This is a genomic window from Sulfitobacter sp. EhC04 (assembly GCF_001650875.1).
In the GTDB taxonomy this organism is placed as follows: domain Bacteria; phylum Pseudomonadota; class Alphaproteobacteria; order Rhodobacterales; family Rhodobacteraceae; genus Sulfitobacter.
Genome location: NZ_LXYI01000028.1, coordinates 43,139 through 69,461 on the forward strand (window position 1 = coordinate 43,139; position 26,323 = coordinate 69,461).

Here is a 26,323-nt window from a genome sequence, read left to right on the forward strand (position 1 = left end):
GCATCGATAGTCGCACTCTCGTTGTATTTGGATAGCCAGAAGAAGGCACAAGCGACATGAAAATTACCATTAGGCTCGCAGCACTTTTGCTGGCTGCAACGGTCTTGCCCGTTTCGGCGCAGGATGACTCGCTCGCGGGCGAACGCCTTTATCAGGAGAATTGCGCCAGTTGCCATGGCGCAAACCTGGAGGGGCAGCCCGATTGGCGCTCCAGATTGCCGAACGGCCGGTTGCCTGCCCCGCCGCATGACGCCTCGGGCCATACTTGGCACCATACGGACCGCGTGCTTTTGGACATCGTGAAGCGCGGAACGGCGGCGATTGTCGGGAATGGCTATGAAAGCGACATGCCCGGTTTCAAGGAGGTGCTGACGGATGAAGAGATCACGGCGATCATCGATTACATCAAGAGCACATGGCCCGATCGGATCCGCGCTTCGCAGGAAAGCCGTACCCTTGCGGATGAGCAGGTGCAGCCATGACGCAAGAGGTCGTCAGCAAAATCGACCCCGTACCGCGGCGCAGGATCTCCGGGTTTGTGCTGGTGCCGCTGATAGCTTTTGCCCTCATGGTCTTGTTCGGCTGGGGGCTTTTCAGGGGCGGCGACGACTTGCCATCGGCGCTTCTCGACAAACCTGTGCCGGAGTTTGCGCTTGCTCCGGTGCTCCGCCGCGAGGAAGGTCTTTCGACGCAGGACCTGATCGGCCATGTCTCGCTGGTGAACGTCTTTGCCTCGTGGTGTGTGCCCTGTCGGGCCGAACACCCGCTGTTCATGGAGCTGAGCGCCACCGGTGAGGTGCCGCTCTACGGGATCAACTACAAGGACCCACCCGAGCAGGCGCGCGCCTGGCTCGACGAATTGGGCGATCCCTACGCGCGCATCGGGGCCGACATCGACGGACGTGCTGGCATCGAATGGGGCGTTTACGGCGTGCCCGAAACCTATGTCATCACGTCCGACGGCACCATTGCCTACCGCCATGTCGGCCCCATCACGCGAGCGATTCTGGAGGAAACCCTTTTGCCGATCGTCCGTGATCTGAAAACCCAAGCTGGCAAGGAGCCAACGCCATGAAATATCTCAAAACGGCGCTGCTCGTCTGGGCATTGTCCGTCGGCACGGCGTTTGCCGGGCCGCAAGGCTTCGCACTGCACGACACGCCGCAGCCGGTGATCAATGTGCGCTTCGAGACCGAGGACGGCAGCCGTGGGGACATGGAGGATTTTCGTGGCAAGGTGATCCTCGTGAACGTTTGGGCAACCTGGTGCGTCCCCTGCCGGGAAGAGATGCCGACGCTGGATGCACTTCAGGCGGAACTTGGCGGCGACCGTTTCGAGGTCGTCGCCCTGTCCATCGACAGGGCCGGGTCGCCCGTCGTGCGGCGGTTCTACGACGAGATCGGTGTCAACAATCTCAAGATGTATGTCGACAAGACCATGCTGTCGATGACCGCGCTGCGCACCGTCGGTCTGCCGACAACGATCCTGATCGACGCGCAGGGGCGGGAGCTTGGGAGACTGGTCGGCCCGGCCGAATGGGATGATCCCGAGATGGTCTCCTTCTTGCGAGGCTTTATCGAATAAGCGCCCCTGAAAGAGCGCCGCCCGCCCTTGACCGCCCAGTTATCAGAATGACCAGTACTCAAACGTCAGAAGGATTTTCCGGATGACCGACATATCATCTTCCAACGATGCGGGTGCCGCCGACATCGAAAGCGCAGGCAATTGGCCCCGGTGGTTGACGCGCAGACGACTGCTGTTCGTCGGTGCGGCAACCGTTATGGGCGGCGGCATGGCGCTGAACTGGGGATGGCTCACCGCGATCGGTCTCGCGCCTGTCTTGGTTTCGCTGGCACCCTGTGCCGCGATGTGCGGGCTTGGTCTGTGCATGAAGGGCGGGTCTGGCGGGAAATGCGACGATGCGGGTGGTGGCAAGCCCCATCAATCCGAAAGGTGATGCAGTTGATTGTCTATCTGACCCGGCGCGCCGCCTTGGCGACATTTGCGGCCACGATCTCCTTTCCGGCCTCCGCCGATCATCCGGGTGAAAATCTGGATGCGCGGATGTTCGAGATGGAGCCATACTTCCAGGCCATCGACGCAGCACAGGCCCCGGATTTCGAGTTGCAGGATGCGGAGGGCAATCCTGTGCGCTTGGCGGATTTCAGCGACAAGGTCGTCATCCTGCATTTCATCTACGCCAACTGCCCGGACATCTGCCCGCTCCATGCGGAAAAGATCGCGGCGGTCCAGGCTTCGATCAACGACGGGCCGATGAGGGATCTGGTGCAATTCATCTCGATCACAACCGATCCCGTGAATGACACGCCTGACGTTCTGCGCGGGTACGGGGACCGGCATCGGTTCGATCCGACCAACTGGGTCATTCTGACCAAACGGCCTGATCAGGCTGACGACGCAACGCGCCTTCTGGCGCGGAACTACGGGCTGGAGTTCACGATAGCGGACGACAGCGACATGATGATGCACGGTGCGGTCACCCATGTCGTGGATATCGGGGGGCGGTTTGCCGCAAAGTTCCATGGCATGGAATTCAAGAATGTGAACCTGATCCTCTATGTCAGCGAGTTGATCAACAATGCCCAGCACCGACGCCGGGAACGCGGTTGGTGGGACCGGCTGACGGGGGCGTTTCAATGAGTAATGCTGCGATTGGCGTCATGCAGTCCGCGCCGGATAGAATTTCCCTGACAGCACTCCGTCGATATTTTTCGGTGATCATCCCGGCTAATCTGATCTGGGAGTTCGCCCACATGCCGCTCTACACGATCTGGAACGAGGGCACCTGGGGTGAGATCGCCTTCGCCGCGGTTCATTGCACGGGTGGCGACATCCTGATTGCCATGAGCGCGCTGATGCTTGCCTTGATGCTGACCGGCCGCGGCTGGCCCTTCGTGGCGCCGACACGACGATCGGTGACCGTCCTGACAATATTGTTCGGTTTGGGATATACGCTGTTCAGTGAATGGCTCAACATCGTGATCCGCGCGGCTTGGGCCTATTCGGACCTGATGCCGATCATTCCGGTCCTCGATGCAGGGTTGTCGCCGGTACTGCAATGGATCGTAATCCCGCTGATTGCCTTCTGGTGGGCATCACGGCCCTTCAGCGGACATGGTAACGCATGATGGATATTTCCGGCATCGGCATCGTCGCGGCGTTTCTGGCGGGAGCCATTTCGTTCCTGTCGCCCTGCGTCCTGCCGCTGGTGCCGGGCTATGTCTCCTATATTGCGGGCCAGCCGGATTTGCGCACGACACGGTCGGTCGGTCTGCGGGCACGCGCCGGGGCACTTGGGCTAAGCGCCTGTTTCGTTTTGGGATTTTCCACGGTCTTTGTCGCGTTGGGTGCCGGGGCCAGCGCGCTCGGGTCGCTGCTTCTGTCCTGGCGCACTGAGCTCAACTATCTGGGCGGGGCGATCATCATCCTGTTCGGACTGGTCATGCTGGGTGCCTTCCGTCTGGAAGCGTTCTCGCGTGACACCCGCTTCACACTCGACATTCCGGGGGGTCGCCCGCTCGGAGCCTACGTCCTGGGCTTGGCCTTCGCGTTTGGATGGACGCCGTGCATCGGACCGATCCTTGGCGCGATCCTGACACTCAGTTCGACTTCCGGCGGCATGTCGGACGGCATTTGGCTGCTGTCGATCTATTCCGCCGGGCTAGGCGTGCCGTTCCTGCTGGCCGCGCTGTTCACCGACGCCATCGCCGCGCGGGTCAGACAGATCGGCAAGGCCGGTCGCTGGCTCTACAAGGGCGCAGGCGTCGCCATGATCATCATGGGCGTTGCCATCATGACCGGCCAATTGTCCCGGTTTGCCTACTGGCTTCTGGGAACCTTCCCATTCCTGGCTTCAATCGGTTAATTTTCCTTGGCGTTTCTGAGGTGAAGCCAGATCAGTATTGCCCCGATGACGAGAAATATCAGGTTGAGGAAGAACGTGTAGTCGATGCTGAACCGGACCATTTCCTGAAGCGAGGGCCGCTCGGTCGGGATCATCCCTACGAGAGCAAACAGGTAATGCACCGTAATTCCCGCAGCGACCATGCACAGGTACAGCAAGCCTGAAAGATAGAGCGCATACTGCCAGCCATAATACTTTGCGTGCACCCATATCACCGTGGCAGCAACAAGATCGGCTCCGAGAAAGGCGATCACGCCTCCGAACGACGCATCACGCGACCAGAGCATCGCGGCCAGGGGGACATTGCCCATCGACCCGATGAAGGTGAAGAAAGCGACGACCGGTGCCACCAGCGCGTTTTCGAGAACGATCAGGAAGCCCGGCGCGTCCTGCGCACCGCCATCTGCGACCAGGAAGATCGCGTTCCAGAAGCTCTGCGGCACAAAGACGGAAATGAATCCCGCGACCGTGAAGCCGAAGAGGATCTCCTTCCAGACCATCTTCCATTCCATGAAGAAAACGCGGGCGATCCGGTCCCATCCTTCGCGGGACAGCAGTTTGTCGCGGAACGATCCCTTCATGGTCTGGTCGGTGTCCATACCTTCGTCGGACTGGGCCTTCTCCGCATGCTCTTTTTCGCTTTCGACAAACGACCTTGGAAGCCACATCAGGGAGAGGGCATAGGCGTAGATCGTCATCAGGATGCCAAGCAGGAAATTCGCCACCATGAATTTCCAGCCCAGCAGGACCAGAAGGACGATTCCAAGCTCGATCACCAGATTTGTCGATGAAATCAGGAAGGCGATCGAATTGACCGGATGCGCACCTTTCACGAGGATCGAACGCGACGCGGCAAGAGCCGCGAAGGAACAGGACGACGACACGAAACCAAAGGAGCCGGCAATGCTTGGCTTCCTGGCACCACGATCACCCAGAACACGCGCCATCTGATCCCGTGTCACGAAGATTTGGATGCCTGCGGAGATGATATAGCCGAAGATCAGCGCCCAGAGCGCCTTCCAGAGCATGCCCGCCCCGGTCGTGAATGCTTCGACTATCTGGTCCATTCAGCTTGACCTTTTTCGCAGTGCTGTCTGACCTGCGCACCTGTCGGGAGAACGGGTCTGAGGGATGTGAAAAAGGCACCCGCCTTTCAGCCGATCAGATAGACCCTGATCGGCATCCAAATCCCCATGACCATCATCATCAGGTTCTCCGTGAGCGAGACAAAGCCAAGCGGCACATTGCTGTCACCGCCGACACAGGCGCATTTCAATTCACGCTTGTCGATATAGACCGCCTTGAAAACCGATACTGCGCCAACAGTGCCGATGAACAGGGCCACCGGTGCCGAAAGCCAGGTCAGCGCCCCGGCGACCATGAGGATGCCTGCGAACGCCTCTCCGAACGGATAGATCTTGCCATATCGCACCCACCGACGCGCCAGCAGGTCGTAGTTCAGGAACATGGTCGAAAAGCTTTCGACATCCTGAAGTTTTTGTACGGCCAGAAAGCACATCGAGATGGAAATGAACCATTCCAGGGCGCGCAGGGTAATAATGGTCTCGAAGCTGTACCACGACAAACCGAGCGCCATCAGGAACGCGACGGCAAAGATCGCAATCACCGGCTGATAGGATGTGTCCGAGCGTTCGTCTTCGGGCGCATCCATGCCGAAATGGACCCGAAGGTCGTCATATCCGCCGATCCGCTCGTCGCCGATCCAGGTTTGCGGGGTGGTTTCGACGCCGTGCTCTTCCATGAACGCGTCGGTTTCCTCACGCGTGGTCAAAGGGTGATCCTTGACTTCGAAACCCTTGCGCTCCAGCAGGTCCTTGGATTTGAGCCCATAGGGACAGAGGTGGTCGGGCATCACCATCCGGTAAAGCTTGGCTGTCTGGGTTGTGTCTCTTGGCAGGTCATATCCTCCGTTTCAGGGTTCAGGCGTCGCAGCCATAATAGCCGCGATAGCCTGCCCGCAGGCCGGCATCGAGCTCGAGTACGAGGTTGGCGTCCTGCACTTCACCACTGTTTTCCAGCGCCGCAGCCCCGTCCGGCGCACTGAGGGCCACGGACATTCCTTCGGTGCGCAGGGTGCCGGTTCCGTCGGTTGAACCAAGACGCACCAGATCGCCGCTGATCTTTGCCAGCGCCGCCGGGGCGCCATCGATCTGTCCTGCGGCAAGCACAGGTTTGCTGGTCGCGGTATACTTGAAGGTGCAGATGGCCCCATCCGGGAAAAGCTGCGCGATCTCGTCGCCGGTCAGGAATTCCAGATCGAGGATAGCGATTTCGGCGGATGAAAGCGCCTCGTTCAGATCGACGATGCGGGCCGGACCATCCGGGCTCTCATCGGCCGCGTCACCATTCGCGTCGATGTCATTCACCAGATACCGCATCTCGGCGATTTCCTTGTCCTGGGCAAAGATGATCTCGTCAGCCAGTTTGCGCACCCGCGGGTCAGAAATGTTGGCGCGGCTCGACGTCATGATCGCGATCGAATGGTGCGGGATCATCGCGCGCATGTAGCTGGTATCGCCAACGGTTACCTGGCTCCGGACCAACCAGAGGGATCCGGCAAACACCACAGCGCCGCCAATGAAGATGGCAGCGTTGATCGCCTTGCTGGAGTACATCGACAGCATGAAGCCCAGCATGATGATCGACATTGTGGCCCCCATCAGCACGGCCATATAGGCGCGTGTTTCGGACCAGAAGATATGGCTCAGCAGATAGGTGTTGAGATACATTAGGATGAACATCACCACCGTGGATGTGGCGATCATCGCGAAAAAGCGTATGTATGTCATTGGAAACCTCCAGTCTCGAAAAATTGATGTCCTATAGAAGGAACAACATTGCTGCGCTGGAATGTTCCGTAGTTTTCGGGAAAGTTCGGCTTTTGCAGACGTCAGAGCTATCCGGACGCCTTGCTGATACTGCCCGCCTTTTGTTCCATCGCCAGATCGGCCAAGATGGGGCAATCGGGGCGGTGATCACCCGCGCATGCATCCACAAGATGCGACAGCGTCGCGCGCATTTCGGTTAGTTCAGCGATCTTGCTGTCAATCCGATCAAGATGCTCTTCGGCAATCTGCTTCACCTCGGCACTGGCGCGGTCAGTATCGGCATAAAGCTTCAGCAGGCTCCGGCAATCCTCGATGGTGAACCCAAGGGCCCGTGCCCGGGCGAGAAAGGCCAGCTTGTGCACGTCGCTTTGCCGAAAGCTGCGATAGCCATTTGAACTGCGCAGCGGTTCGACAAGACCGATGTCTTCGTAGTAGCGGATCGTTTTGGCGGGAAGGCCGGAAAGGTCGGCCACATCTCCGATGTTCATAATCGTTTCCTCCTTGAGTTCATTCAGCTGGAATCGGGGATGCCGAGGCTTCGGAGACGGGGCGCGCCGTTTCGTCCATCGCCGGGCGCACGCGGCGCAGCCGCAGCGCATTCGTCAGCACGAAGACAGAGCTGAGCGCCATCGCACCTGCTGCCAGAACAGGTGAGAGCAGAAGTCCTGACACCGGATAAAGCACGCCCGCCGCAACCGGGATCAGGGCGACGTTGTATCCAAATGCCCAGAAAAGGTTCTGGCGGATGTTGCGCATGGTGCTCCGCGACACCTCGAGGGCGTTCACGACGCCGCGCAGATCGCCGGACATCAGCACCACATCTGCGGATTCGATGGCCACGTCGGTGCCGGTGCCGATAGCGATACCCACGTCCGAATGGGCGAGCGCGGGTGCGTCGTTGATCCCGTCGCCAACGAACGCGATGCGCTGGCCGGTGCCCCGCAGATCGTCCAGCGCCGCCACCTTGCCGTCGGGCAGAACGCCCGCGATCACATGGTCTATCCCGGTTTCGCGGGCGATAGCCTCTGCCGTTTCGCGCTTGTCACCGGTGATCATGGCCACCTTCAGTCCCTGTGCGTGCAAGGCGCGGATTGCAGCGGCGCTGGACGGCTTCACCGGATCGGCTACCGCGATGACGGCGGCGACACGACCGTCGATTGCCGCGAAAAGTGCGGTGCGGCCCTGTTCGGCCAGTCGGCGCTCCTCGTCGGCCAGGTCGCCGATCTTCAGCCCCTCGCGGGTCATCAGGCGGTCGGCCCCGACAAGCACCTCGCGGCCCGCCACCCTGGCCCGCACGCCGTAGCCGGTGATGGATGCGAAATCCATGACGTCATGCCGCGCGACGCCCTCGACCTTTGCCGCGCGCACGATTGCCTCGGCGATCGGGTGTTCCGATTGCGCCTCGACAGCGGCGACCAATGCCAGCACCTCGGCGCGGTCAAAGCCGTCCGCAAGCACGAGATCGGTCAGTTCCGGGCGGCCCTGGGTAACCGTTCCGGTCTTGTCCAGCGCCACAACATCCACGCTGGATAGCTGTTGCAAGGCATCGCCCTTGCGAAAGAGCACGCCCATCTCGGCGGCACGTCCCGTGCCGACCATGATCGACGTCGGCGTGGCGAGCCCCATCGCGCAGGGGCAGGCGATGATCAGCACGGAGACGCCGGCCACCAGCGCAAAGGACAGCGCGGGCGAAGGACCGACCAACAGCCAGACAATCACCGTCAACAGCGCCAATGCCATGACCGCGGGCACGAACCAGAGCGTGATCCGGTCCACCAGGCCCTGGATCGGCAGCTTGGCGCCCTGTGCCTCTTCGACCATCCGGATGATCTGGGCCAGTGTCGTGTCGGCACCCACACGCGTCGCGCGGAAGTGGAAGGCACCGCTGCCGTTGACGGTGCCGCCGGTGACGGGATCGCCCACGGATTTGGCGACCGGCACCGGTTCGCCGGTGATCATGCTCTCGTCGACACGGGCACTGCCTTCGGTCAGTTCGCCATCCACTGCAATCCGCTCGCCGGGGCGCACGATCAGAATGTCGCCCGCGACGATGCGGTCGATGGCCACATCCTGCGGCTCGCCGTCAACCAGCACACGGGCTGTCTTGGCCTGAAGGCCGAGCAGTTTCTGTATCGCAACCCCGGTCCGGCCCTTCGCGCGGGCCTCCAGCCAGCGGCCCAGAAGGATCAGCACCACGATGACTGCCGCCGCCTCGAAATAGACCGCGCGCGATCCCGCGGGCAGCAGCGTCGGTGCGAAAAGCGCCACGAGCGAATAGATATAGGCCGCCGATGTGCCAACCGCGACAAGACTGTTCATGTCCGGCGCGCCTTTTAAAAATGCCGGGAAACCGCGTGTGTAAAACGTACGTCCCGGCCCAAACAGGACAGCCGTGGTCAACACGAACTGGATCATCCAGCTGGCCCGATGGCCAATGGTGTCGCCGATCAGACCGTGCATGCCGGGGATCAGATGTGCGCCCATCTCGAGCAGGAACACCGGCAGGGCGAGGGTCGCCGCCACGACTGTCCGGCGCGCCAGATCCCGCGCTTCTTCGTTCTTGCGGGCTCCTGCGTCTTGCGATGAACTGTCTTCGGCCTGCGTGGCGGGGTAACCCGCGTCGCTGGCCGCCTTGATGAGGTCGGCAACCGCGACCGCGCCCTCCAGGTAGGTGACCGTAGCGGTTTCCGATGCCAGGTTGACGTTCACGTCCAGCACGCCCGGCAGCACTGCCAGAGCCTTGTCCACCCGACCGACGCACGAAGCACAGGACATGGATGCGATGTTCAGACGAACGCTTCGGGTACGGGCCGGATACCCGATCTCATCAAGGGTTGTCGCAATTTCGGCAATGCGCTCCGGTGCGTCGATCTGCGCCTGGGCGGTCTCGTTGGCGAGATTGACGCGGACATTGCTGACCCCCGGCAGAGCCGTGAGGCCACGTTCCACGCGCCCGACGCAGGAAGCGCAGGACATGTTTTGCAGCGAAAGCTGAAGGGTGCGCGGATCCGACATGAGAATCTCCTTGATCTGATCCTCCTATAGATAGGGCCTCCAGTTACTGGAAGGTCAACAGCCATGTTGAGTAAAATTCTGGCCATTGACCTTCCCATGCAGGAACGCCTTACATGCATGTCTTCAAAGGAGACTGCGATGTTCAGATTCAGCGTACCGAACATGAGTTGCGGCCATTGTACCGCTTCTATCCAAAAGGCCATCATGGCTGCCGACCCGGATGCAACGGTTTCGTGCGATCTGACTGCACGTATCGTCGACGTCAACAGCACCCTGGGTGAAACTGCATTGGCCGCAGCGATCCGCGATGCGGGCTACAGGTCTGAGAAGCTGGCAGAGGTTCAGTAGCCAAGATGCGTCAGCAACGCTCTGCTGAACGGAAATAGCGGCTCTCTCTATGTCGCTGATATGCAACATTCTCTGACAGCAGCGGCCAAAACTCGCCGGTTTCAAAAAAAGCGACGAACCTTCCTGCGCAGGACGGATTGACTGTACTGCATGGGTATCCGATGTTCGCGGCATGAGCTTTCGAGTTTTCATATCAAGCTGGTCAAGGGCGTTTACGTGCATTGCGTTTGCGCTGGCATTGGTATTGTCACCACCTTCTGCCGCTCACGCGGCGTCCGGCATGCATGACGGACATCAAGCCAAGTCTATTGTTGTCGTTGGTGCCGCCATGACTCATGACACCGGAAGCGATGCGCATCACGCGCATGAGAAGCTTAGGGTCGCAAGCGACATCGCAGCGTCCGACAAGGATGGCAAAGAGCAACAATCCCAAGAGTGTTGCAACGGTATCTGTATTTCTGTCGTCTTCCTCGAAGACACCAAGATCGAAGCAGAGCCGGTTGGTACAAGTGAATATGTCATTCTCGACGGTCAAACGTATTCGGTGGAAACAGCAGGGTTCCTGCGGCCCCCTCGATTCCTGATCTGAACCGACGCCCAAAACGGGTGTGAGCCTTGCGCAGAGTCTGCGTGAGACAACGTTCATCAATCAGGTTACGTTCATGAAAATTCATCTACTTATGGGGGCTTCGGCCCTCGGGCTTGGCGCATGCGCCTATGAGCCCACCCCGTTGCCGTCCGTCGCGACCCAACAGGCCGTCGCCAACACGGCAGTTTCATCGCTGATCAGCTATCAGGACCCCTTGGCGGGCTACACCTACCGCGGCCCCACAGGTCCCCGCGACTGGCGTTCCGTCAATCAAGAACAGACGGAGGGCAACTGATGCGGGTATCGAAGTTTCCGCTGGTTTTCGGCTTTCCGCTAATCTTGGGTGCCTGTGCTGCAGCTGTACCGGGCATCTACACGGAACCAAAAGCTGGCTTCGCCAACATTTCCAGCCAGGTCACACCAGCCATCGGCAAACGGACAGCCTTCGCCGAAACCCAGGCCGAAAACGAGGCCTTGAAGAAGCAGGTGCACGCAATGGTGCACCGCAAGACCATTTCGGCGGACACCGCCGTTCAGGTCGCGCTTCTGAACAACAAGGGATTGCAGGCGTCTTATGCAAATGTCGGCCTATCCGCCGCTGAGGCCTGGCAGCAATCGACCCCGGAAAATCCGATCGTCGCAATCGGTATACTGGGCATCGGTGCGCCCGAACTGGGTGCCTACAGGGCGATCGAAGGACTGATCCGGTCGAACGTGCTCGATGCCACCACTCGCAAGCAGCGTACGGCCATTGCAGACGCAAATTTCCGGCAGGCTCAACTGAGCGCCGTGAACGACACGCTCGCACTGGCCAATCAGACGCGGAAGGCATGGGTCGATGCCGTAGCTGCCTTCGAGGCCGTGAGCTATCTGCGCCGCGCGAAAGCGACCTCTGACGCCGGATCGGAATTGGCTATGAGGCTGGGCGAGACCGGCGCGCTGAACAAAGCCGGGCAGGCCCGTGAACAGGCCTTCAATGCCGAACTCGCCGGACAACTTGCCCAGGCACGCTTGAATGCTACCCGGTCCAAGGAGCAGCTGACCAGGCTCATGGGGCTGTGGGGCACCGAGGTCGACTATTATGTTCCCGATGCCCTTCCTGCGCTGCCGCGTTCCGTCGGCCGTGTGACTGACATCGAAGCGAAAGCATTGCGAAATCGGGTTGATCTGCGCGTTGCCAAACTTGGCCTGGAAGCACAGGCCAAAGCGTTTGGTCTGACTGATCAGACTCGCATTATCAGCGATCTCGAATTCATTGCCGGGTTCGAAGCGGAGCGGGAGGTTGAGGACGGAGAAACGGAGACCGTAACCACCCCTCAGGTGGAGGTGGAGTTCGCAATCCCGATCTACGACACCGGCAAGGCCCGGATGCGCAAGGCGGAATTGTCTTACCTGCAAGCAGCCAACGTGCTGGCAGAGAGAGCTGTCAATGTCAGGTCCGAAGCGCGTGGCGCTGAAGCCTCCTATCACGCCGCATATAAGATCGCCCGCCACTATCGCGACGTTCTTGTGCCTCTACGCACGACCGTCGAAGAAGAAGGGCTGCTGTCTTATAACGGCATGATCACCAACACTTTCGAGCTGCTGACAGATGTGCGCGAAAAACTTGGCGCATCGCTGGAAGCGGCAAACGCAAAACGCGAATTCTACATGGCACAGGCTGATCTGACCGCTGCGATCTATGGCGGTGGCGACGGCGGTGGTGCTGGTGGAGAAGGCGCGACACTTGCCGCCGGTGGCGGCGCAGGACACTGAAAGGAACTGACATGTTGAACAGACGTCAATTACTCGGAGCCGGCGCGGCAGGTGCAACGCTGGTCTCTTCGAAAGCCTGGGGTCAAACCCTGAACATGGGTTTGCCCGAAGCCGCGCAGATGGACAGTGCGGCTACGGCGATCACGGCGCGTCCCAATTCCGGGCCGGACTACACACCTGTGGTCACATTGAACGGGTGGACCCTGCCGCACCGGATGAACAACGGGGTGAAAGAATTTCACCTTGTGGCCGAACCGGTCGAACGCGAGCTGGCCGATGGCATGATCGCGCATTTGTGGGGCTATAACGGCCAATCCACCGGCCCGACGATAGAAGCTGTCGAAGGCGACCGGGTGCGCATCTACGTCACCAATAAGCTGCCGGAAGGCACTACGGTGCACTGGCACGGGCTCATTCTCCCCTCAGGCATGGATGGGGTCTCCGGGTTGAGCCATCCAAGCATCCCGCCGGGCAAAACCTTCGTCTACGAATTCGACTTGGTGAAGTCCGGAACGTTCATGTACCACCCCCACGGCGATGAAATGACCCAGATGGCGATGGGGATGATGGGCATGTTCGTGGTCCACCCCAAGGATCCCACATTCATGCCGGTGGATCGTGATTTCCTGATCATGCTGAATGCTTTCGACATCGATCCGGGGACCTATGTGCCCCGCATCATGACGATGACGGATTTCAACCTTTGGACCTGGAACAGCCGGATCTTCCCCGACATCGATCCGCTGGTCGTGAACAAGGGCGACCGGGTGCGAGTACGGGTTGGGAACCTTACGATGACGAACCACCCGATACATATGCACGGCTATGACTTCAAGGTCACCTGCACAGATGGCGGCTGGGTGCCGCCTGAAGCACAGTGGCCGGAGGTCAGCATCGACATTCCCGTAGGTGCGATGCGCGCCTACGAATTCGTCGCCGATCATCTGGGAGATTGGGCGATCCATTGCCACAAATCACACCATACGATGAACGCCATGGGCCATGACGTGCCGACGTTCATCGGGGTGAACAAGAAGCCACTGACTCAGAAGATCCGTCAATTCCAGCCGGAATACATGCCGATGGGCATGTCCGGCATGGGGGACATGGCAAAAATGGAAATGCCGCTACCCGACAATACCATCCCGATGATGACGGGTTGGGGCCCGTACGGACCCATCGAGATGGGCGGCATGTTTTCGGTCGTGAAGGTGCGGGACGGCATCGACGCGGACGATTACTCCGATCCCGGCTGGTACGAGAATCCTCCGGGCGAGATGGCCTACGAATGGACCGGCGAATTACCCGAATTTGCCTCCAACAATAGCCCCAAGACCATTCTCACACCGAAACCAACCTCGAAGGGCTGAGCGGCCCTTCGTCATCTCCAACCAAACCAACCTACAGGACAATAAAATGAGAAATCTTCTTTTGACGACAAGCTTTGCGATCGCGTTATCAGCACCGGCCTTTGCTGCAGGTACACACGACGGTGGGCATGGGGAGAACAAGCCGGCCGCAATGATGGTCGGCATGCCGGGTGACGCCGCCAAGGTGGATCGTACAATCGACGTCACTTTGCTCGAAAACGATGAGGGCCAGATGCTGATCGAGAGTGAGCCGATGGATATCAAGGAGGGCGAAACCATCCGCTTCAACATCACCAACAAGGGTGAGCTGGAGCATGAATTCGTCCTCGACACGGTAGAGCGTAATGCCGAGCACAAGATCGAAATGGCCAAGATGGACATGGAACATGACGATCCGAACCGTATCCGTCTCGATGCGGGCGCCTCGGGCGAGGTTGTCTGGACTTTCGCAAATTCTGGCACATTCGAAGCAGCGTGCCTGATCCCGGGCCACTACGAATCGGGAATGCACCGTGAGGTCGCAGTCGGTGACCAGATGGCTCAGGCTGACGTGGAATACACAAGCGGCACCATCAAGAAAATCGACGCAAAGGCCGGCAAGGTCACAATTATCCACGGCCCTCTCGTCAACCTGGATATGCCGGCAATGACCATGGTGTTCCGCGCCGACGAGGCGATGGTGGCCAAGATGGCGGAAGGTCAGGACATCGAGTTCGTTGCCGACCGGGTCAAGGGTAAACTGACCGTCACGCAGATGAAGTAACTACTAACAATGGGGCCGGGGGTAAACACTCCGGCCCCATCGCCTTGATCGCTTAGCCCAAGCAAGCAAGAAGATCCCATAAAATCAAGCGCTACGGAGGTAGCCGAGCATGAAGAATTTCCTGAGAACCTGCACCATCGCCCTTGCGCTTGTCCTTCCGGCTTTTTCAGTGGGCGCTTCCAGTGGCAAGGGCCAGCAGCCTCACGCGCGAGCCTTCGAAGTGCCTGGCCATGATACGATCGGGAAACCCGGTGATGGCTCCTCGATCGACAGGACGATTGAAATATCCATACGGGAGACGGAAAGCGGCTACATGCTTTTCGAGCCGGACGCGATCCAGATTGAAAGCGGCTCGGTTGTCCAGTTTTCAATCAGAAATACCGGCGCATTGGATCACGAGTTCTTTCTCGGTTCCTTTGACGAGGTCGCAAAACATCAGCAATGGATGCGCGAACATCCCGATATGCAGCATGACAGCGCCAACTCGGTTTCGATCCCAAGTGGACAAAATGCCGATTTGATCTGGGAGTTCTCCGATGTGACCAACCTGGAGTTTGCATGCTTGATACCCGGCCACCGGGAGGCGGGCATGTGGGGCGTCATCATCGTCCACGATCACCTCGCGCCGAAATCCAAGGGTTAGACTTTTCCATGTCACTCTTGGAAAGGTATCACTTGTTTGTACATAACGTATCTGCCGCGTTCGGATACGACTACAACGATGCCACGCCAGACTGGGTGCATCCGTTCATTCATCTCATACTGGTCTTGGCGCCCGCTCTGCTGATTAGTGTCGGCTCATATCTTGCTATTCGCGGCGTTCTGAAGCTTTGGAGGCACCTTCGCACGCCTGCGTTCCACCAAGAGCCCATACGAGGGCTCGAAAGAAGTCTTTTCAGCACCGTCTTGCGCTATTCAAGAAGGCAGCAGGCATTGATGATCGTGGTTAGCCTCATCGCGATGCCTATTCTCTATCTAACCCTGGAACTGCCAAAACAGATCGTGAATAACGCCCTGGATTCAGACCGTTTCCCGGTTGTCGTTCTGGGACAAGACCTCGATCAGGTCGGTTTCCTCATACTTCTTTGCGGTCTCTATCTTCTGGCGATCATTCTGAATGGGTTAAACAAATATGGCCTAAACGTCTTCAAAGGGTATGTCGCGGAGCGTTTTCTGCGGCGCTTCCGCCTGCTGGTCTATCGGCAATGGCGCAGCGATCCAGACTCCCAAAACCAGAGCGAAATCGTCCCTATTCTCGCGCAGGAAGTCGAGCCCATAGGTGGCTTTGCGGCAGATGTCCTTACGCTGCCAATCCTGCAAGGCGGTACGCTTTTGACGATCCTGTTTTTCATGTTCGTTCAGGACCCTGTCTTGGGTGCCGCAGCACTGACCGTACTGCCAATTCAGCTCGTGCTGCTGCCCAAGCTGCAGCGCCGGGTCAACGCGCTTTCGCGCACCAGGATCAAGGAAGTCCGACAGCTTGGCAGGCAGCTGAGCGATCAATTGCGCGAACGTCAGGTCAATCCTGCCGGGCTGCTCCCAGCGAGTGCAAGCTTCAGAGAGCTTGAGCACGTGCGCAGGAAGATCTTCCGCCTGAAGTTCTTCATCAAGGCCCTCAACAATTTTCTGACCGCGCTGACGCCATTCCTGTTCTACTCTTTGGGTGGATATTTTGTCATCGAAGGTCGCATTACACTCGGCGCGTTGGTGGCCGTCCTGGCAGCACACAAGGACTTCTCGGCACCGCTGAAAGAGCTCTTCAGTTACTATCAGACGCTGGAAGACACGCGGATCCGGTACCAGGAAATCACGACCTTTTTCACTGGATCGATTCAGCGATCGGGGAAAGCTCAGGCAGACAACCCCAAGCTGGAAGAGGTCAGCCAATTCGAGGAAGCTACACTGAGTTACCCGGCTTTGTCTGTGAAGAGACAGGGGGCGATCGCAACATCATGAAGGAGTCTGATAGAATGAGATGTGCAGCGATATTTTTTGCTCTGGTCGCCGTTGCTGCGGCGGAATGGTATTTCAAGCAGCAGACCGACTCCCAAACGGGCACCCAAACCGGCGAAAGCATGGCGCTTCCCGCAGGCGCACTTGCAGCCGTCAATTTGCCCTCCAGTTTTACAGAGCAGGAGCAAATCGGCGCAAGCGCTTATGATGCGGTATGTGCCGCCTGCCACGGCCTGAACGGGCAAGGCCAGGATGGCATCGCTCCACCGCTTGTTCACAAAATCTATGAACCGAGCCACCACGGCGACATGGCGTTTGTCCTCGCGGCGCAAAATGGAGTTCGGGCGCATCATTGGAAATTTGGTAACATGCCAGCGGTTGAAGGCGTGACGCGATCAGATATTCTCGATATCGTGGCTTACATTCGTGTATTGCAGCGTGCCAACGGGATAAACTGAGCCGTTTCGACGGACAAAAGGGTGGGATTTGGTTCCCGATCAACTACCAATGGGTTCGCCGCAACATGGCCACGACTAGTGGGGATAATTCTCTGTATGAGTAAGTGTCTCGCTGCATCGATCCTGATCCTTGCTGCATTTTTCAGTTCTTTCCCTGCAACTCATGCCGAGGAAACCGCCCTCTTCAGATTGACCGACCGTGCAGCACCGGTCGGCATCAGTGCCCGTGAACCATCACTTGCAACCTTGCCGGATGGCCGGATCATATTGAGCTGGACAGAAGAAAACGGAGCCGAAGCGGAAGTTCGCATGGCCATACTCGATGGCAGTGAGTGGTCGGACGCTCGCACAATTCATAAATCGTCAAAGATTTACATCAACTGGGCCGATTTCCCATCGGTAGCGGTACTGGCCGATGGTGGACTGGCGGCACAATGGCTGAAACTGAATGGGGAAGGTGACTACCAGTATGACGTCAATATCGCTTTTTCCATGGATGAGGGCAGAAGCTGGACGGAACCGCTTATTCCGCACGATGACAGATCTCAACGCGAGCACGGTTTTGTTTCGTTAATTCCCGATCAGTTTGGCGGGTTGACGGCGCTGTGGCTGGATGGCCGGGAGTATGACAATCAGACAGAAGGCGAAAGCTTCGAGAATGCGATGCAGCTGCGCGCGCGACAGGTCGACTCTGACGGAGCGATGAAGCCAGAAAGCCTGTTGGACGCGCGCGCTTGTACTTGTTGTCAGACGTCCGCAGCGCGGACCGCCTCGGGCGATTTCGTGGCGGTCTATCGTGATCGAACCGCCGAGGAAATCCGCGATATTTCGATTGTCCGATCTATCGGAGGGGAATGGACGCAACCCCTCACTGTTCACAACGACGGATGGGAAATTGCCGGCTGCCCCGTAAATGGCCCAGCCATTGATGCGATCGGCGACAAGGCAACCGTCATCTGGTTTACTGCAGCATCAGACGAACCGAGGGTTCGTATTGCCTTTTCGGACGATGGAGGAATGCAGTTCGACGAACCGCTCCGCCTCGACCTCGGCGCGGCCTCGGGTCGGGTCGATGTTCTGCAAATGCTGGATGGAAGCGTTTTGGCACTCTGGATGGAATATGTGAGTGGCGGTGAGGCGATCGTTCTGTGCCATGTATCCCGTGGTACCGGATGCGCCGCGCCCCAGGCTCTCTACGTCAATCGGGGTGCTGGATCGGTCGGCTTTCCGCGAATGACACGCGGAGAAGCCGGTGCATTTGTGGCCTGGACCCAACCGACAGGAGCTTCAGACAGAAGCACCACAGTCCGCGTGGTCGAAGTTGCGCTGGCGCCATGAATTGCAGCGACCATTTGAATGTGCCCGTTCTTCCTTAATTCCGCTACACCTGCTCTGCGGCCCGGTCGAGAGGCCAATGATCCGCGGCGACAGTTTTCTTCAGGCTCCAGCCCTTGATGATACCGTAGACCGCCGGAATCACGATCAGGGTCAGTAAGGTGGACGACACCATCCCGCCGATCATCGGGACGGCGATGCGCTGCATGATTTCAGAGCCTGTGCCGTGCGCCCAAAGGATCGGCATCAGGCCCGCCATGATCGCTACAACCGTCATCATCTTGGGGCGCACTCGATCTACTGCACCCACCATGATCGCGGCGTAAAGTTCGTCGCGGGTCAGGTCCCGACCGTCCGCGCGGTCACGCGCTTCATTCAACGCCTGATCGAGATAGATCAACATGATCACCCCGGTTTCAGCCGCCACCCCGGCCAGCGCGATAAACCCGACGGCCACCGCAACTGACATATTGAAGCCCATGAACCACATGAGCCAGATGCCACCTACCAAAGCGAAGGGCAGCGACAGCATCACGATCAAGGTTTCCGTCAGGCGGCGGAAGTTTAGGTAAAGCAGCAGGAAGATCAGCGCCAGTGTCAGCGGCACAACGGTGGCCAGCCGCTGTTTCGCACGTTCAAGATATTCGAACTGGCCGCTCCAGCCCAGGGAATAGCCAGGTGGCAGGGTGACGGAGGTCGCGACTGCCGCTTGAGCTTCCGCCACGTAGCCGCCTAGATCGCGTCCGATGATATCGACGAAGATATAGACGGCAAGCTGTCCGTTTTCGGTCCGGATCGAAGTGGCGCCACGGGTGCGTTCGATGGTGGCCACATCTCCCAGCGGAATGGTGCCTCCGTCCGGCAGTGCAACCTGAACCTCACGCCCGATGGCCTCCGGATCTGACCTCAGGGTCGCCGGATAACGCACAGCGACGTCGTAGCGCTCGCGGCCCTCGACGGTCTGCGTGATCGCCTTGGCTCCCAGGGCCATGCCGATCACCTCTTGCACATCCTGCACCGACAGGCCGTAGCGGCCAGGCGCCGTACGGTCCGGGGTGATGTCGAGGTAATAGCCGCCGATCACCCGTTCGGCATAGGCGCTGGTCGTTCCGGGCACCGTGCGTACCACGGCTTCGACCTCGCGGGCGACCTTTTCCATCTCGGTCAGACTCGTGCCATAAACCTTGATGCCCACCGGCGTGCGGATACCGGTGGATAGCATGTCGATCCGGGCGCGGATCGGCATGGTCCAGGCGTTCGATACGCCGGGAAATTGCAGCGCGGCGTCCATTTCCTGCCGCAGGCTTTCGGTGGTGACACCGGGGCGCCACTCTGCCTCGGGTCGTAGCTGGATGATGGTTTCGAACATTTCAGTTGGCGCGGGGTCTGTGGCAGTCAATGCACGTCCCGCCTTGCCGAACACCGACAGCACCTCGGGGAAGGTCTTGATGATGCGGTCCTGTGTTTGCATCAACTCTGCCGCCTTCGTCACAGACAAGCCGGGCAAAGTCGTCGGCATATACATCAAGGTGCCCTCGTTCAGGACAGGCATGAACTCCGACCCCAGCTGCCGCGCGGGCCAGATCGTAACGATCAAGGCGAACAGCGCCACGATGATGGTGAGGCTTTTGGCCTTCAGCACCGCGCGGATGATCGGGCGGTAGACGGCGATCAGCGCGCGATTCACCGGATTCCTGTGTTCAGGGATGATCCGGCCGCGCACGAAGACCACCATCAGCGCAGGCACCAGCGTCACCGACAGGAAAGCAGCCGCCGTCATCGAAAATGTCTTGGTATAGGCCAGGGGGCCGAACATGCGTCCCTCCTGTCCTTCCAATGCAAAGATCGGCAGGAAAGACACGGAAATGATCAGCAGACTAAAGAACAGCGCCGGGCCGACCTCGCTTGCGGCTTCGATCAGCACCTCGATGCGGGGCTTGTCGGGGGCGGCACGTTCCAGATGCTTGTGCGCGTTCTCGATCATCACGATGGCGGCGTCGATCATCGCGCCGATGGCAATCGCAATGCCGCCAAGGCTCATGATGTTGGCACCGATCCCGAGAAATTTCATTGCGGTGAACGCCATCAGCAGACCCACCGGCAGCATGATAATAGCCACAAGGGCAGAGCGGACGTGCAGCAGAAAAATGATCGTGACTCCGGCCACGACGAGACTTTCTTCGAGAAGCGTGGTTTTCAGCGTCTTGATCGCCGACAGGATCAGGTTGGACCTGTCATAGACCGGTACGATGTCGACCCGGTCAGGCAGGCTTTGAGCCACCACGCCCAGTTCTGATTTGGCGTTTTCGATCACATCCAGTGCATTGGCACCCACCCGTTGCAGCACGATGCCACTGGCGACCTCGCCCTCACCGTTCAACTCGGCGATGCCGCGGCGTTCATTGGGGACGATTTCGACCCGCGCGACATCTTTCAGGTTGATCGGCACCCCGCCGATACTGCGCAGGGTGATGTTGCCGATATCCTCGGTTCCCGCCAGATAGCCCCGCCCGCGCACCATGAATTCAAACTCGGACAGTTCGACCGTGCGCCCGCCGGTGTCCATGTTGCTTTCAGAGATCGCCTTGCCGATATCGGACAGAGTGATCCCCTGCGCCCGCATCCGCACCGGATCCAGAGTGACCGAGTATTGCTTGACGAAGCCGCCGACGCTGGCCACTTCGGACACGCCCTCGGCGCGGCTTGCACCATATCGGACGACCCAATCCTGCAACGACCGCAATTCCGCCAGCGACAGATTTTCCCCGGTGATCGCGTATTGGTAAACCCAGCCAACCCCGGTCGCATCAGGCCCAAGCGTGGGCGTCACGCCGTCGGGCAGCCGAGCGGCGGCGGCGTTGAGGTATTCCAGAACGCGGGACCGTGCCCAATAGGGGTCCACACCGTCCTCGAAGATAATGTAGACAAAGGAAATGCCGAAGAACGAAAACCCGCGCACGACGCGGGATCGCGGCACCGTAAGCATCGCCGAAGTCAGCGGATAGGTGACCTGATCCTCGACGACCTGCGGAGCCTGGCCCGGATAATCGGTCAGCACGATCACCTGCACGTCTGACAAATCGGGAATAGCGTCGATCGGCAAGTTGCGCAGTGACCAGACCCCTGCGGCGATGATCAGGGCCGTGGCGAAGAACACGAGAACAAGGTTGCGGGCGGACCATTCAATGACACGCGAGATCATTCGCCTGCCTCCGGGGCAGTCAGCGCAGCCAGGGCTGCGTTCAGGTTGCTTTCCGCGTCGATCAAAAAGGTAGAGGTGGTGACAATGCGGTCGCCCTCCACAATGCCTTCAAGGATTTCCACCATCCCAGCTGCCTGCCGCCCCAGCACCACATCCTGCGGAGCGAATTTCCCCTCCCCCAGATCTCTGATCACCACCTGACGGTCGCCGGTGTCGATCACCGCCGTTTCCGGCACCTGCACCACGGGCGCACCGTCGCCCGTCGCCAAAGCCACATCAGCGAACATGTTGACAAGCAAGCGACCCTCAGGGTTGGACAGGTCGACGCGGACGCGTGCCGTCCGGGTCTGCATATCGACCTCAGGGTAGATCTTGTCGATAACGCCGCTGAAGGTCTCGCCCGGCAGGCCTGGAAAGGTGATCGTCGCAGCGTTTCCATCCGAAAGACCCGCGAGCGCAGATTCCGGCACGTCCGCGATGACCCAGACAACCGATGTATCGGCAATACGAAACAGCGTTTCTCCAGCCTCGGACATCATGCCTTCGACGGCCATTCGTTCCAGAACCACGCCCGACCGCGGTGCCATCAGGCTGATTTGCACCGGCGTACGCCTTTCCGCCGCGATCTTGTCGATCACTGACACGGGAACACCCAGGTTTGCCAGCCTTTGACGGCTGCCTTCCACGCGCCCTTCACCACTTCGCAGGTCCGAAACATACTGTGCGGCCGCCGAGACGATATCCGGAGAATAGAGCATCGCCAGCGGTTCGCCTGCTTCAACGATTGATCCGGTCGTTACATCCTCAACTTCTTCGATGAACGCATCCGCACGCAATGAAATGACGCTGACTCGACGGTCGTCCAGCGCGACGATCCCCGGCGCACGCACCGTTGTTGCCATGGGATCAAACACCGCAATTGACGTACGCACGCCCGTGCGTTGCAGCTTGCCGGGAGATACGGTCACTGATCCGGCATCGCTTGCCTCGTCGGCATAGACGGGCAGGTAGTCCATCCCCATGGAATCCAGCTTTGGCACCGGCGACGTATCAGGCAGGCCCATCGGGTGGCGGTAGTAGAGTAGGGTTCGTTCGACACTCTCTGCCTCTAGGGGCGTGATCGCCTCTGGATCAAACGATACGTCTTCGCTCGCCAGGACCGGTAAAAAGGACTTTCCATCGGCAGTCTCGGTCGGCGTAGCGGACCATTCGGCGAGACCGTCAGGGTGTCGGTAGTAGATGACCGGGCCTGTCGGCGTTCGGGTTGCGGCTGGCATTGCTTCAGCTTGCCGTCCCATCAGCGCGGTGAATTTCGTCTGCGCCACATTTGCCAGCATAGCAGGCGTCCAACCCTTGACGCCTGCCGCGAGGCCCGCCCATCCAGCCGCGCCGCCAACCACGCCGATAAGCACTAATTTGCCAAAGACGCTCATGGCAGCACCTCGAGCACGATTTGCGCCTGAACAGTTTCAGGTTCGCCCTGCACCTTGGCCGCAACGGAAAACCGCCAGTTTCCGTCCATCGTCAGATCGGCGGAAAAACGATATAGACCCGGCTCTTTGCCAGGCAGCGCCACGACTGTCGAAGTCATCGTCTCCATGCCGTCCGGCTCCATATCCAGCCTTGTAGCAAAGATGACGGCGCCTTCGACGGGCGCATTGGTCCGGGTATCAATCAGACGAAGCTCCAGAACCGCGCCGTCTCCGAAGGGATAGGTCGTTTCGATGAGAACGAGGTTGTAATCAGATGCAGCCGCCTGTGCCATCGGCACGGAGAGCTGGGTCGCGACCACGAGGGTCGCAAGAAAGGTGGGGATATAGCGGAGCATGATACGCCTATTTTGACGGGCAACAGGAACGCCAGCCATCGTATCGACCCTGAGTCTATACGTTACATCGGCGCGTGGATTTTGGTGCGAAAGGCACCTGACCCGTCATGCCTTGGGCGGTCTTTGAAGCCCAATGTCCGCATGTTGTCGGTGGGCTGCCGCCTCGGCCCGTGAGAACTCTGCGCTTCCGGGGCCCCGCAAGCTCGCTAGAGTTGCTCGTTCCAGCCCCAGCACAATCGGGGCTACCCGACATTGCATCGTCGAAATGCAAGCAGCATCGCATTCCGGCATGTCCGGGCAGTCATCTGGACAGCAATCGCTTTGCATGACCATCGAAGACCCTGAATCCACGCTTGAAATGGACGCATGGCCGATTTGCGCCAGAACAACGCCAATCAAAAGAGTAAGCAGAAAAAGGCGCGTTTTGAGTATCATCGGTCAGCTATGTTGGATTTCTGACAGACCAGCAATACACGTTTTGCTGAAATGGATAATTGACCGACTTCACGTTCAAATCGCGGACCCGCTAAAGCTTCAATCGCCTCAGCCTGAGAGCGTTTGCGATGACCGAGACTGAAGAAAGGCTCATCGCGGCTGCGGCGATCATTGGTGACATTAATAGGCCGAAGACCGGGTAGAGGACCCCTGCCGCGATTGGAACACCGAGCGTGTTATAGGCAAACGCCCAGAACAGGTTCTGGCGAATGTTGCGGATCGTCGCCACCGCCAGTGTCCGCGCCTTGACGATGCCGTTCAGATCCCCGCGCAACAGCGTGATGCCCGCACTTTCAACCGCCACGTCCGCGCCCGTACCCATGGCAAGGCCGACGTCCGCTGCGGCCAGGGCTGGTGCGTCGTTGACACCATCACCCGCCATCGCGACCTTTCTGCCTTCGGCGTGCAGCTCGTCCACCAGCGCCTTCTTATCTTCCGGCAGAACGCCGGCCCGAACCTCGTCGATTCCAAGCCGCTGCGCCACGGCCCTGGCGGTGCGTTCGTTGTCACCTGTCGCCATGATGATCCGCAGACCTGCCTCGTGCAGCACCTTGATGGCTTCGGCAGTCGACTCCTTGATCGGGTCGGCCACTGCGACGATGCCGGACAGCTTACCTTCAATGGCTACGAACATGGCAGTCTTACCCTCGGCCCGTAGAACATCTGCCGCTTCCTCCGCCGCAGATGTGTCGAGAGACATGTCGCGCATAATTGCGGTATTTCCAAGTGCGACAGCCCGCCCCAAGACAGTTCCGCGCACGCCTTTTCCGGTCACCGCCTCGAAGTTTTCGGCATTGCCGACCTTAATACCCTTCTCCTTCGCACCCTCCACGATGGCCTCCGCCAACGGGTGCTCCGAGCCTTTTTCCAGGGCGGCAGCTAGGGTTAGAATGGTTTCCTCGCTTTCGTCGCCCAGAGCGGCCACATCGGTCAGCTTCGGCTTCCCCTCGGTCAGGGTACCCGTCTTGTCCACGATCAGCGTATCGACCTTGGCCATGCGTTCCAGAGCTTCGGCGTCCTTGATCAGCACACCCGCCTGTGCACCGCGCCCCGCGGCCGTCGTGATCGAAATCGGGGTCGCCAGACCCAGAGCACAGGGGCAGGCGATGATCAGCACCGACACCGCCGAGGCAATGGCAAAGACCAGAGCAGGTTCGGGTCCGAAGCTCAGCCACGCGACGAATGCGAGCAGCGCGATCAGGACAACGGTCGGCACGAAGTAGGATGAGACCTTGTCGGCAAGACCCTGAATCGGCGCGCGGGACCTACGCGCGTTCGAAACCATCTCGACGATCTGGCTCAGCATCGTGTCGGCACCCACGCGCGCGGCCTCGATGACAAGGGATCCGTTCTTGTTGATCGTGCCGCCGGTGACGGTATCGCCGGGACCTTTTTCGACCGGCAGGGGTTCGCCGGTGATCATGCTCTCGTCGATGGACGACGTACCGTCCATGACCGTGGCGTCGACGGGGATCGCGTCGCCTGGGCGGACCCGCAGACGATCCCCCTCAACGATGTTTTCCAGCGGCGCGTCATACTCTGTGCCGTCGGGCAGGATACGTCGCGCGGTTTTCGGGGCCAGGTCGAGTAGTGCCCGAATGGCATCGCCGGTCCGTTCCCGCGCCCTCAGCTCCAGAACCTGCCCGACAAAAATCAGGGTGATGATGACAACGGCGGCCTCAAAGTAGGTGCCGACGCCCGCGCCCATCCGGTAGACCTCCGGAAACACGCCCGGAAGGAACGTAGCCACCAGCGAATAGATGTAGGCCGCACCGACACCGATGGCGATCAGTGTCCACATGTTGGGCGAGCGGTTCATGATCGACGCCCATCCCCGCTCGAAGAAGGGTTTCGCCGCCCATAGGACGATTGGTGTCGCCAACGCGAACTCGACATAGGTCGCCAGTTGATGCCCGATCCAGTCTCGGACGGGCAGACCGACCAACTCCCCCATGGTTAGGATGACCAGGGGAACGGCCGCGGCGGCACTGATCCACATGCGGCGGGTGAAGTCGGTCAGTTCCTGACTGGGTTCATCCGACGGTAACATCGGTTCCAGCGCCATGCCACAGATCGGGCAAGATCCGGGTTCATCACGTACGATATCAGGGTGCATCGGGCATGTATACTGCGCGCCTGCTTGTGACGTCATGCGACGATCCGATGCCTTGCCAGAGGCGTAGTAAACTGGATCAGCCTTGAACTTGGTATGGCACTTGTCGGAGCAGAAATAGAAAATTTCACCGTCATAATCTGCACGGCGTGCGTCCGGAGAAATTGTGACGGACATGCCGCACACCGGATCCACGGCATGATCCGACGACCGCTCTGACGCATCCTTGCCTACTATCTGATCCATTTCCCAGCCTTTCAAAAACTACACTGGGACCGCAAATAGTGCTTCCCGTAGATGGAAGGTCAAGTCCAATCGCCTCGCT

General features: G+C 59.4%; 26 protein-coding genes. 17 read left to right on the forward strand and 9 right to left on the reverse strand.

What is annotated here, in order from left to right:
- Positions 1-56 precede the first annotated feature (56 nt).
- From A8B82_RS13060 to A8B82_RS13090, 7 genes are all read left to right on the forward strand, one after another.
- Positions 57-482, forward strand: a complete 426-nt coding sequence (locus A8B82_RS13060; RefSeq protein ID WP_037929512.1) for a c-type cytochrome — start codon at positions 57-59, stop codon at positions 480-482.
- Complete coding sequence (locus A8B82_RS13065; RefSeq protein WP_037929514.1) at positions 479-1,075, forward strand: DsbE family thiol:disulfide interchange protein; 597 nt, start codon at positions 479-481, stop codon at positions 1,073-1,075. The genes A8B82_RS13060 and A8B82_RS13065 overlap by 4 nt, the downstream gene beginning before the upstream one ends.
- Positions 1,072-1,584 carry a TlpA family protein disulfide reductase gene (locus A8B82_RS13070; protein ID WP_037929516.1) on the forward strand — a complete coding sequence of 171 codons (513 nt, stop codon included), beginning with the start codon at positions 1,072-1,074 and terminating at the stop codon, positions 1,582-1,584. The genes A8B82_RS13065 and A8B82_RS13070 overlap by 4 nt, the downstream gene beginning before the upstream one ends.
- Positions 1,585-1,666: 82 nt before the next feature.
- Positions 1,667-1,957 carry a hypothetical protein gene (locus A8B82_RS13075; protein ID WP_037929519.1) on the forward strand — a complete coding sequence of 97 codons (291 nt, stop codon included), beginning with the start codon at positions 1,667-1,669 and terminating at the stop codon, positions 1,955-1,957.
- Positions 1,957-2,661, forward strand: a complete 705-nt coding sequence (locus tag A8B82_RS13080) for an SCO family protein (protein WP_037929522.1) — start codon at positions 1,957-1,959, stop codon at positions 2,659-2,661. Before A8B82_RS13075 ends, A8B82_RS13080 begins: the two co-directional genes overlap by 1 nt.
- Positions 2,658-3,149, forward strand: a complete 492-nt coding sequence (locus tag A8B82_RS13085; RefSeq protein ID WP_081855445.1) for a hypothetical protein — start codon at positions 2,658-2,660, stop codon at positions 3,147-3,149. The genes A8B82_RS13080 and A8B82_RS13085 overlap by 4 nt, the downstream gene beginning before the upstream one ends.
- Positions 3,146-3,886, forward strand: coding sequence for a cytochrome c biogenesis CcdA family protein (locus tag A8B82_RS13090; protein ID WP_037929528.1), 741 nt, complete (start codon positions 3,146-3,148; stop codon positions 3,884-3,886). Before A8B82_RS13085 ends, A8B82_RS13090 begins: the two co-directional genes overlap by 4 nt.
- On the opposite strand, the gene A8B82_RS13095 is transcribed toward A8B82_RS13090, so the two are convergent.
- From A8B82_RS13095 to A8B82_RS13115, 5 genes are all read right to left on the reverse strand, one after another.
- On the reverse strand, positions 3,883-4,992 hold the full coding sequence (locus A8B82_RS13095) for a permease (protein ID WP_037929531.1): 1,110 nt from the start codon (positions 4,990-4,992) through the stop codon (positions 3,883-3,885). The two genes, A8B82_RS13090 and A8B82_RS13095, sit on opposite strands and share 4 nt — an antisense overlap.
- Before the next feature lie 86 nt (positions 4,993-5,078).
- Positions 5,079-5,804 carry a MauE/DoxX family redox-associated membrane protein gene (locus tag A8B82_RS13100; protein ID WP_037929534.1) on the reverse strand — a complete coding sequence of 242 codons (726 nt, stop codon included), beginning with the start codon at positions 5,802-5,804 and terminating at the stop codon, positions 5,079-5,081.
- Positions 5,805-5,865: 61 nt separating this feature from the next.
- Positions 5,866-6,735, reverse strand: coding sequence for a DUF305 domain-containing protein (locus A8B82_RS13105; RefSeq protein WP_037929537.1), 870 nt, complete (start codon positions 6,733-6,735; stop codon positions 5,866-5,868).
- 107 nt (positions 6,736-6,842) lie between these two features.
- The gene (cueR, locus tag A8B82_RS13110) at positions 6,843-7,262 is read right to left on the reverse strand and encodes a Cu(I)-responsive transcriptional regulator (RefSeq protein ID WP_037929540.1); all 420 of its coding nucleotides are present in this window, start codon (positions 7,260-7,262) and stop codon (positions 6,843-6,845) included.
- A gap of 19 nt (positions 7,263-7,281) precedes the next feature.
- Complete coding sequence (locus tag A8B82_RS13115) at positions 7,282-9,789, reverse strand: heavy metal translocating P-type ATPase (protein WP_067293079.1); 2,508 nt, start codon at positions 9,787-9,789, stop codon at positions 7,282-7,284.
- Positions 9,790-9,927: 138 nt separating this feature from the next.
- On the opposite strand from A8B82_RS13115, the gene A8B82_RS13120 reads away from it, so the two are divergent.
- The 10 genes from A8B82_RS13120 to A8B82_RS13165 all read left to right on the forward strand — a co-directional run bounded on the left by A8B82_RS13120 (position 9,928) and on the right by A8B82_RS13165 (position 18,363).
- The gene (locus tag A8B82_RS13120; protein WP_037929722.1) at positions 9,928-10,137 is read left to right on the forward strand and encodes a heavy-metal-associated domain-containing protein; all 210 of its coding nucleotides are present in this window, start codon (positions 9,928-9,930) and stop codon (positions 10,135-10,137) included.
- A 280-nt stretch (positions 10,138-10,417) separates the two neighbouring features.
- The gene (locus tag A8B82_RS13125; protein ID WP_232367722.1) at positions 10,418-10,726 is read left to right on the forward strand and encodes a hypothetical protein; all 309 of its coding nucleotides are present in this window, start codon (positions 10,418-10,420) and stop codon (positions 10,724-10,726) included.
- A 73-nt stretch (positions 10,727-10,799) separates the two neighbouring features.
- Entirely contained in the window at positions 10,800-11,021 is a 222-nt protein-coding gene (locus A8B82_RS13130) for a hypothetical protein (RefSeq protein ID WP_223865963.1), read from the forward strand.
- On the forward strand, positions 11,021-12,481 hold the full coding sequence (locus tag A8B82_RS13135; protein WP_067293082.1) for a TolC family protein: 1,461 nt from the start codon (positions 11,021-11,023) through the stop codon (positions 12,479-12,481). Before A8B82_RS13130 ends, A8B82_RS13135 begins: the two co-directional genes overlap by 1 nt.
- Positions 12,482-12,492: 11 nt before the next feature.
- The gene (locus tag A8B82_RS13140; RefSeq protein ID WP_007120886.1) at positions 12,493-13,851 is read left to right on the forward strand and encodes a multicopper oxidase family protein; all 1,359 of its coding nucleotides are present in this window, start codon (positions 12,493-12,495) and stop codon (positions 13,849-13,851) included.
- A gap of 46 nt (positions 13,852-13,897) precedes the next feature.
- The gene (locus A8B82_RS13145; RefSeq protein ID WP_037929554.1) at positions 13,898-14,614 is read left to right on the forward strand and encodes a copper-binding protein; all 717 of its coding nucleotides are present in this window, start codon (positions 13,898-13,900) and stop codon (positions 14,612-14,614) included.
- Positions 14,615-14,723: 109 nt separating this feature from the next.
- Positions 14,724-15,257 carry a cupredoxin domain-containing protein gene (locus A8B82_RS13150; protein WP_067293084.1) on the forward strand — a complete coding sequence of 178 codons (534 nt, stop codon included), beginning with the start codon at positions 14,724-14,726 and terminating at the stop codon, positions 15,255-15,257.
- Between the two features lie 8 nt (positions 15,258-15,265).
- Complete coding sequence (locus A8B82_RS13155) at positions 15,266-16,570, forward strand: ABC transporter transmembrane domain-containing protein (protein ID WP_009820143.1); 1,305 nt, start codon at positions 15,266-15,268, stop codon at positions 16,568-16,570.
- 14 nt (positions 16,571-16,584) lie between these two features.
- Positions 16,585-17,025, forward strand: coding sequence for a c-type cytochrome (locus A8B82_RS13160; RefSeq protein WP_235604696.1), 441 nt, complete (start codon positions 16,585-16,587; stop codon positions 17,023-17,025).
- Positions 17,026-17,121: 96 nt separating this feature from the next.
- Entirely contained in the window at positions 17,122-18,363 is a 1,242-nt protein-coding gene (locus A8B82_RS13165) for a sialidase family protein (RefSeq protein ID WP_037929566.1), read from the forward strand.
- A 43-nt stretch (positions 18,364-18,406) separates the two neighbouring features.
- Here the strand turns inward: A8B82_RS13165 and A8B82_RS13170 are convergent, their stop codons facing one another.
- From A8B82_RS13170 to A8B82_RS13185, 4 genes are all read right to left on the reverse strand, one after another.
- Positions 18,407-21,562, reverse strand: coding sequence for an efflux RND transporter permease subunit (locus A8B82_RS13170; protein WP_067293089.1), 3,156 nt, complete (start codon positions 21,560-21,562; stop codon positions 18,407-18,409).
- Positions 21,559-22,995 (reverse strand): efflux RND transporter periplasmic adaptor subunit, encoded by a 1,437-nt coding sequence (locus A8B82_RS13175; RefSeq protein WP_067293091.1) that lies wholly within the window; start codon positions 22,993-22,995, stop codon positions 21,559-21,561. Before A8B82_RS13175 ends, A8B82_RS13170 begins: the two co-directional genes overlap by 4 nt.
- The gene (locus A8B82_RS13180; RefSeq protein ID WP_067293094.1) at positions 22,992-23,390 is read right to left on the reverse strand and encodes a FixH family protein; all 399 of its coding nucleotides are present in this window, start codon (positions 23,388-23,390) and stop codon (positions 22,992-22,994) included. Before A8B82_RS13180 ends, A8B82_RS13175 begins: the two co-directional genes overlap by 4 nt.
- A gap of 526 nt (positions 23,391-23,916) precedes the next feature.
- Positions 23,917-26,244 carry a heavy metal translocating P-type ATPase gene (locus A8B82_RS13185; RefSeq protein ID WP_067293096.1) on the reverse strand — a complete coding sequence of 776 codons (2,328 nt, stop codon included), beginning with the start codon at positions 26,242-26,244 and terminating at the stop codon, positions 23,917-23,919.
- Between the last annotated feature and the right edge of the window lie 79 nt (positions 26,245-26,323).

Excerpts from the sequence above, each read along its gene's own strand:
- A8B82_RS13060 (WP_037929512.1), top strand. The coding sequence starts at position 57 with ATGAAAATTACCATTAGGCTCGCAGCACTTTTGCTGGCTGCAACGGTC.
- A8B82_RS13175 (WP_067293091.1), bottom strand. The coding sequence starts at position 22,995 with ATGAGCGTCTTTGGCAAATTAGTGCTTATCGGCGTGGTTGGCGGCGCG.
- A8B82_RS13165 (WP_037929566.1), top strand. The coding sequence starts at position 17,122 with ATGAGTAAGTGTCTCGCTGCATCGATCCTGATCCTTGCTGCATTTTTC.
- A8B82_RS13160 (WP_235604696.1), top strand. The coding sequence starts at position 16,585 with ATGAGATGTGCAGCGATATTTTTTGCTCTGGTCGCCGTTGCTGCGGCG.
- A8B82_RS13180 (WP_067293094.1), bottom strand. The coding sequence starts at position 23,390 with ATGCTCCGCTATATCCCCACCTTTCTTGCGACCCTCGTGGTCGCGACC.
- A8B82_RS13145 (WP_037929554.1), top strand. The coding sequence starts at position 13,898 with ATGAGAAATCTTCTTTTGACGACAAGCTTTGCGATCGCGTTATCAGCA.
- A8B82_RS13155 (WP_009820143.1), top strand. The coding sequence starts at position 15,266 with ATGTCACTCTTGGAAAGGTATCACTTGTTTGTACATAACGTATCTGCC.
- A8B82_RS13085 (WP_081855445.1), top strand. The coding sequence starts at position 2,658 with ATGAGTAATGCTGCGATTGGCGTCATGCAGTCCGCGCCGGATAGAATT.
- A8B82_RS13150 (WP_067293084.1), top strand. The coding sequence starts at position 14,724 with ATGAAGAATTTCCTGAGAACCTGCACCATCGCCCTTGCGCTTGTCCTT.
- A8B82_RS13135 (WP_067293082.1), top strand. The coding sequence starts at position 11,021 with ATGCGGGTATCGAAGTTTCCGCTGGTTTTCGGCTTTCCGCTAATCTTG.
- A8B82_RS13080 (WP_037929522.1), top strand. The coding sequence starts at position 1,957 with ATGCAGTTGATTGTCTATCTGACCCGGCGCGCCGCCTTGGCGACATTT.
- A8B82_RS13095 (WP_037929531.1), bottom strand. The coding sequence starts at position 4,992 with ATGGACCAGATAGTCGAAGCATTCACGACCGGGGCGGGCATGCTCTGG.
- A8B82_RS13120 (WP_037929722.1), top strand. The coding sequence starts at position 9,928 with ATGTTCAGATTCAGCGTACCGAACATGAGTTGCGGCCATTGTACCGCT.
- A8B82_RS13065 (WP_037929514.1), top strand. The coding sequence starts at position 479 with ATGACGCAAGAGGTCGTCAGCAAAATCGACCCCGTACCGCGGCGCAGG.
- A8B82_RS13140 (WP_007120886.1), top strand. The coding sequence starts at position 12,493 with ATGTTGAACAGACGTCAATTACTCGGAGCCGGCGCGGCAGGTGCAACG.
- A8B82_RS13100 (WP_037929534.1), bottom strand. The coding sequence starts at position 5,804 with ATGGTGATGCCCGACCACCTCTGTCCCTATGGGCTCAAATCCAAGGAC.
- cueR (WP_037929540.1), bottom strand. The coding sequence starts at position 7,262 with ATGAACATCGGAGATGTGGCCGACCTTTCCGGCCTTCCCGCCAAAACG.
- A8B82_RS13185 (WP_067293096.1), bottom strand. The coding sequence starts at position 26,244 with ATGGATCAGATAGTAGGCAAGGATGCGTCAGAGCGGTCGTCGGATCAT.
- A8B82_RS13170 (WP_067293089.1), bottom strand. The coding sequence starts at position 21,562 with ATGATCTCGCGTGTCATTGAATGGTCCGCCCGCAACCTTGTTCTCGTG.
- A8B82_RS13125 (WP_232367722.1), top strand. The coding sequence starts at position 10,418 with ATGCATGACGGACATCAAGCCAAGTCTATTGTTGTCGTTGGTGCCGCC.
- A8B82_RS13075 (WP_037929519.1), top strand. The coding sequence starts at position 1,667 with ATGACCGACATATCATCTTCCAACGATGCGGGTGCCGCCGACATCGAA.
- A8B82_RS13130 (WP_223865963.1), top strand. The coding sequence starts at position 10,800 with ATGAAAATTCATCTACTTATGGGGGCTTCGGCCCTCGGGCTTGGCGCA.
- A8B82_RS13090 (WP_037929528.1), top strand. The coding sequence starts at position 3,146 with ATGATGGATATTTCCGGCATCGGCATCGTCGCGGCGTTTCTGGCGGGA.
- A8B82_RS13115 (WP_067293079.1), bottom strand. The coding sequence starts at position 9,789 with ATGTCGGATCCGCGCACCCTTCAGCTTTCGCTGCAAAACATGTCCTGC.
- A8B82_RS13105 (WP_037929537.1), bottom strand. The coding sequence starts at position 6,735 with ATGACATACATACGCTTTTTCGCGATGATCGCCACATCCACGGTGGTG.
- A8B82_RS13070 (WP_037929516.1), top strand. The coding sequence starts at position 1,072 with ATGAAATATCTCAAAACGGCGCTGCTCGTCTGGGCATTGTCCGTCGGC.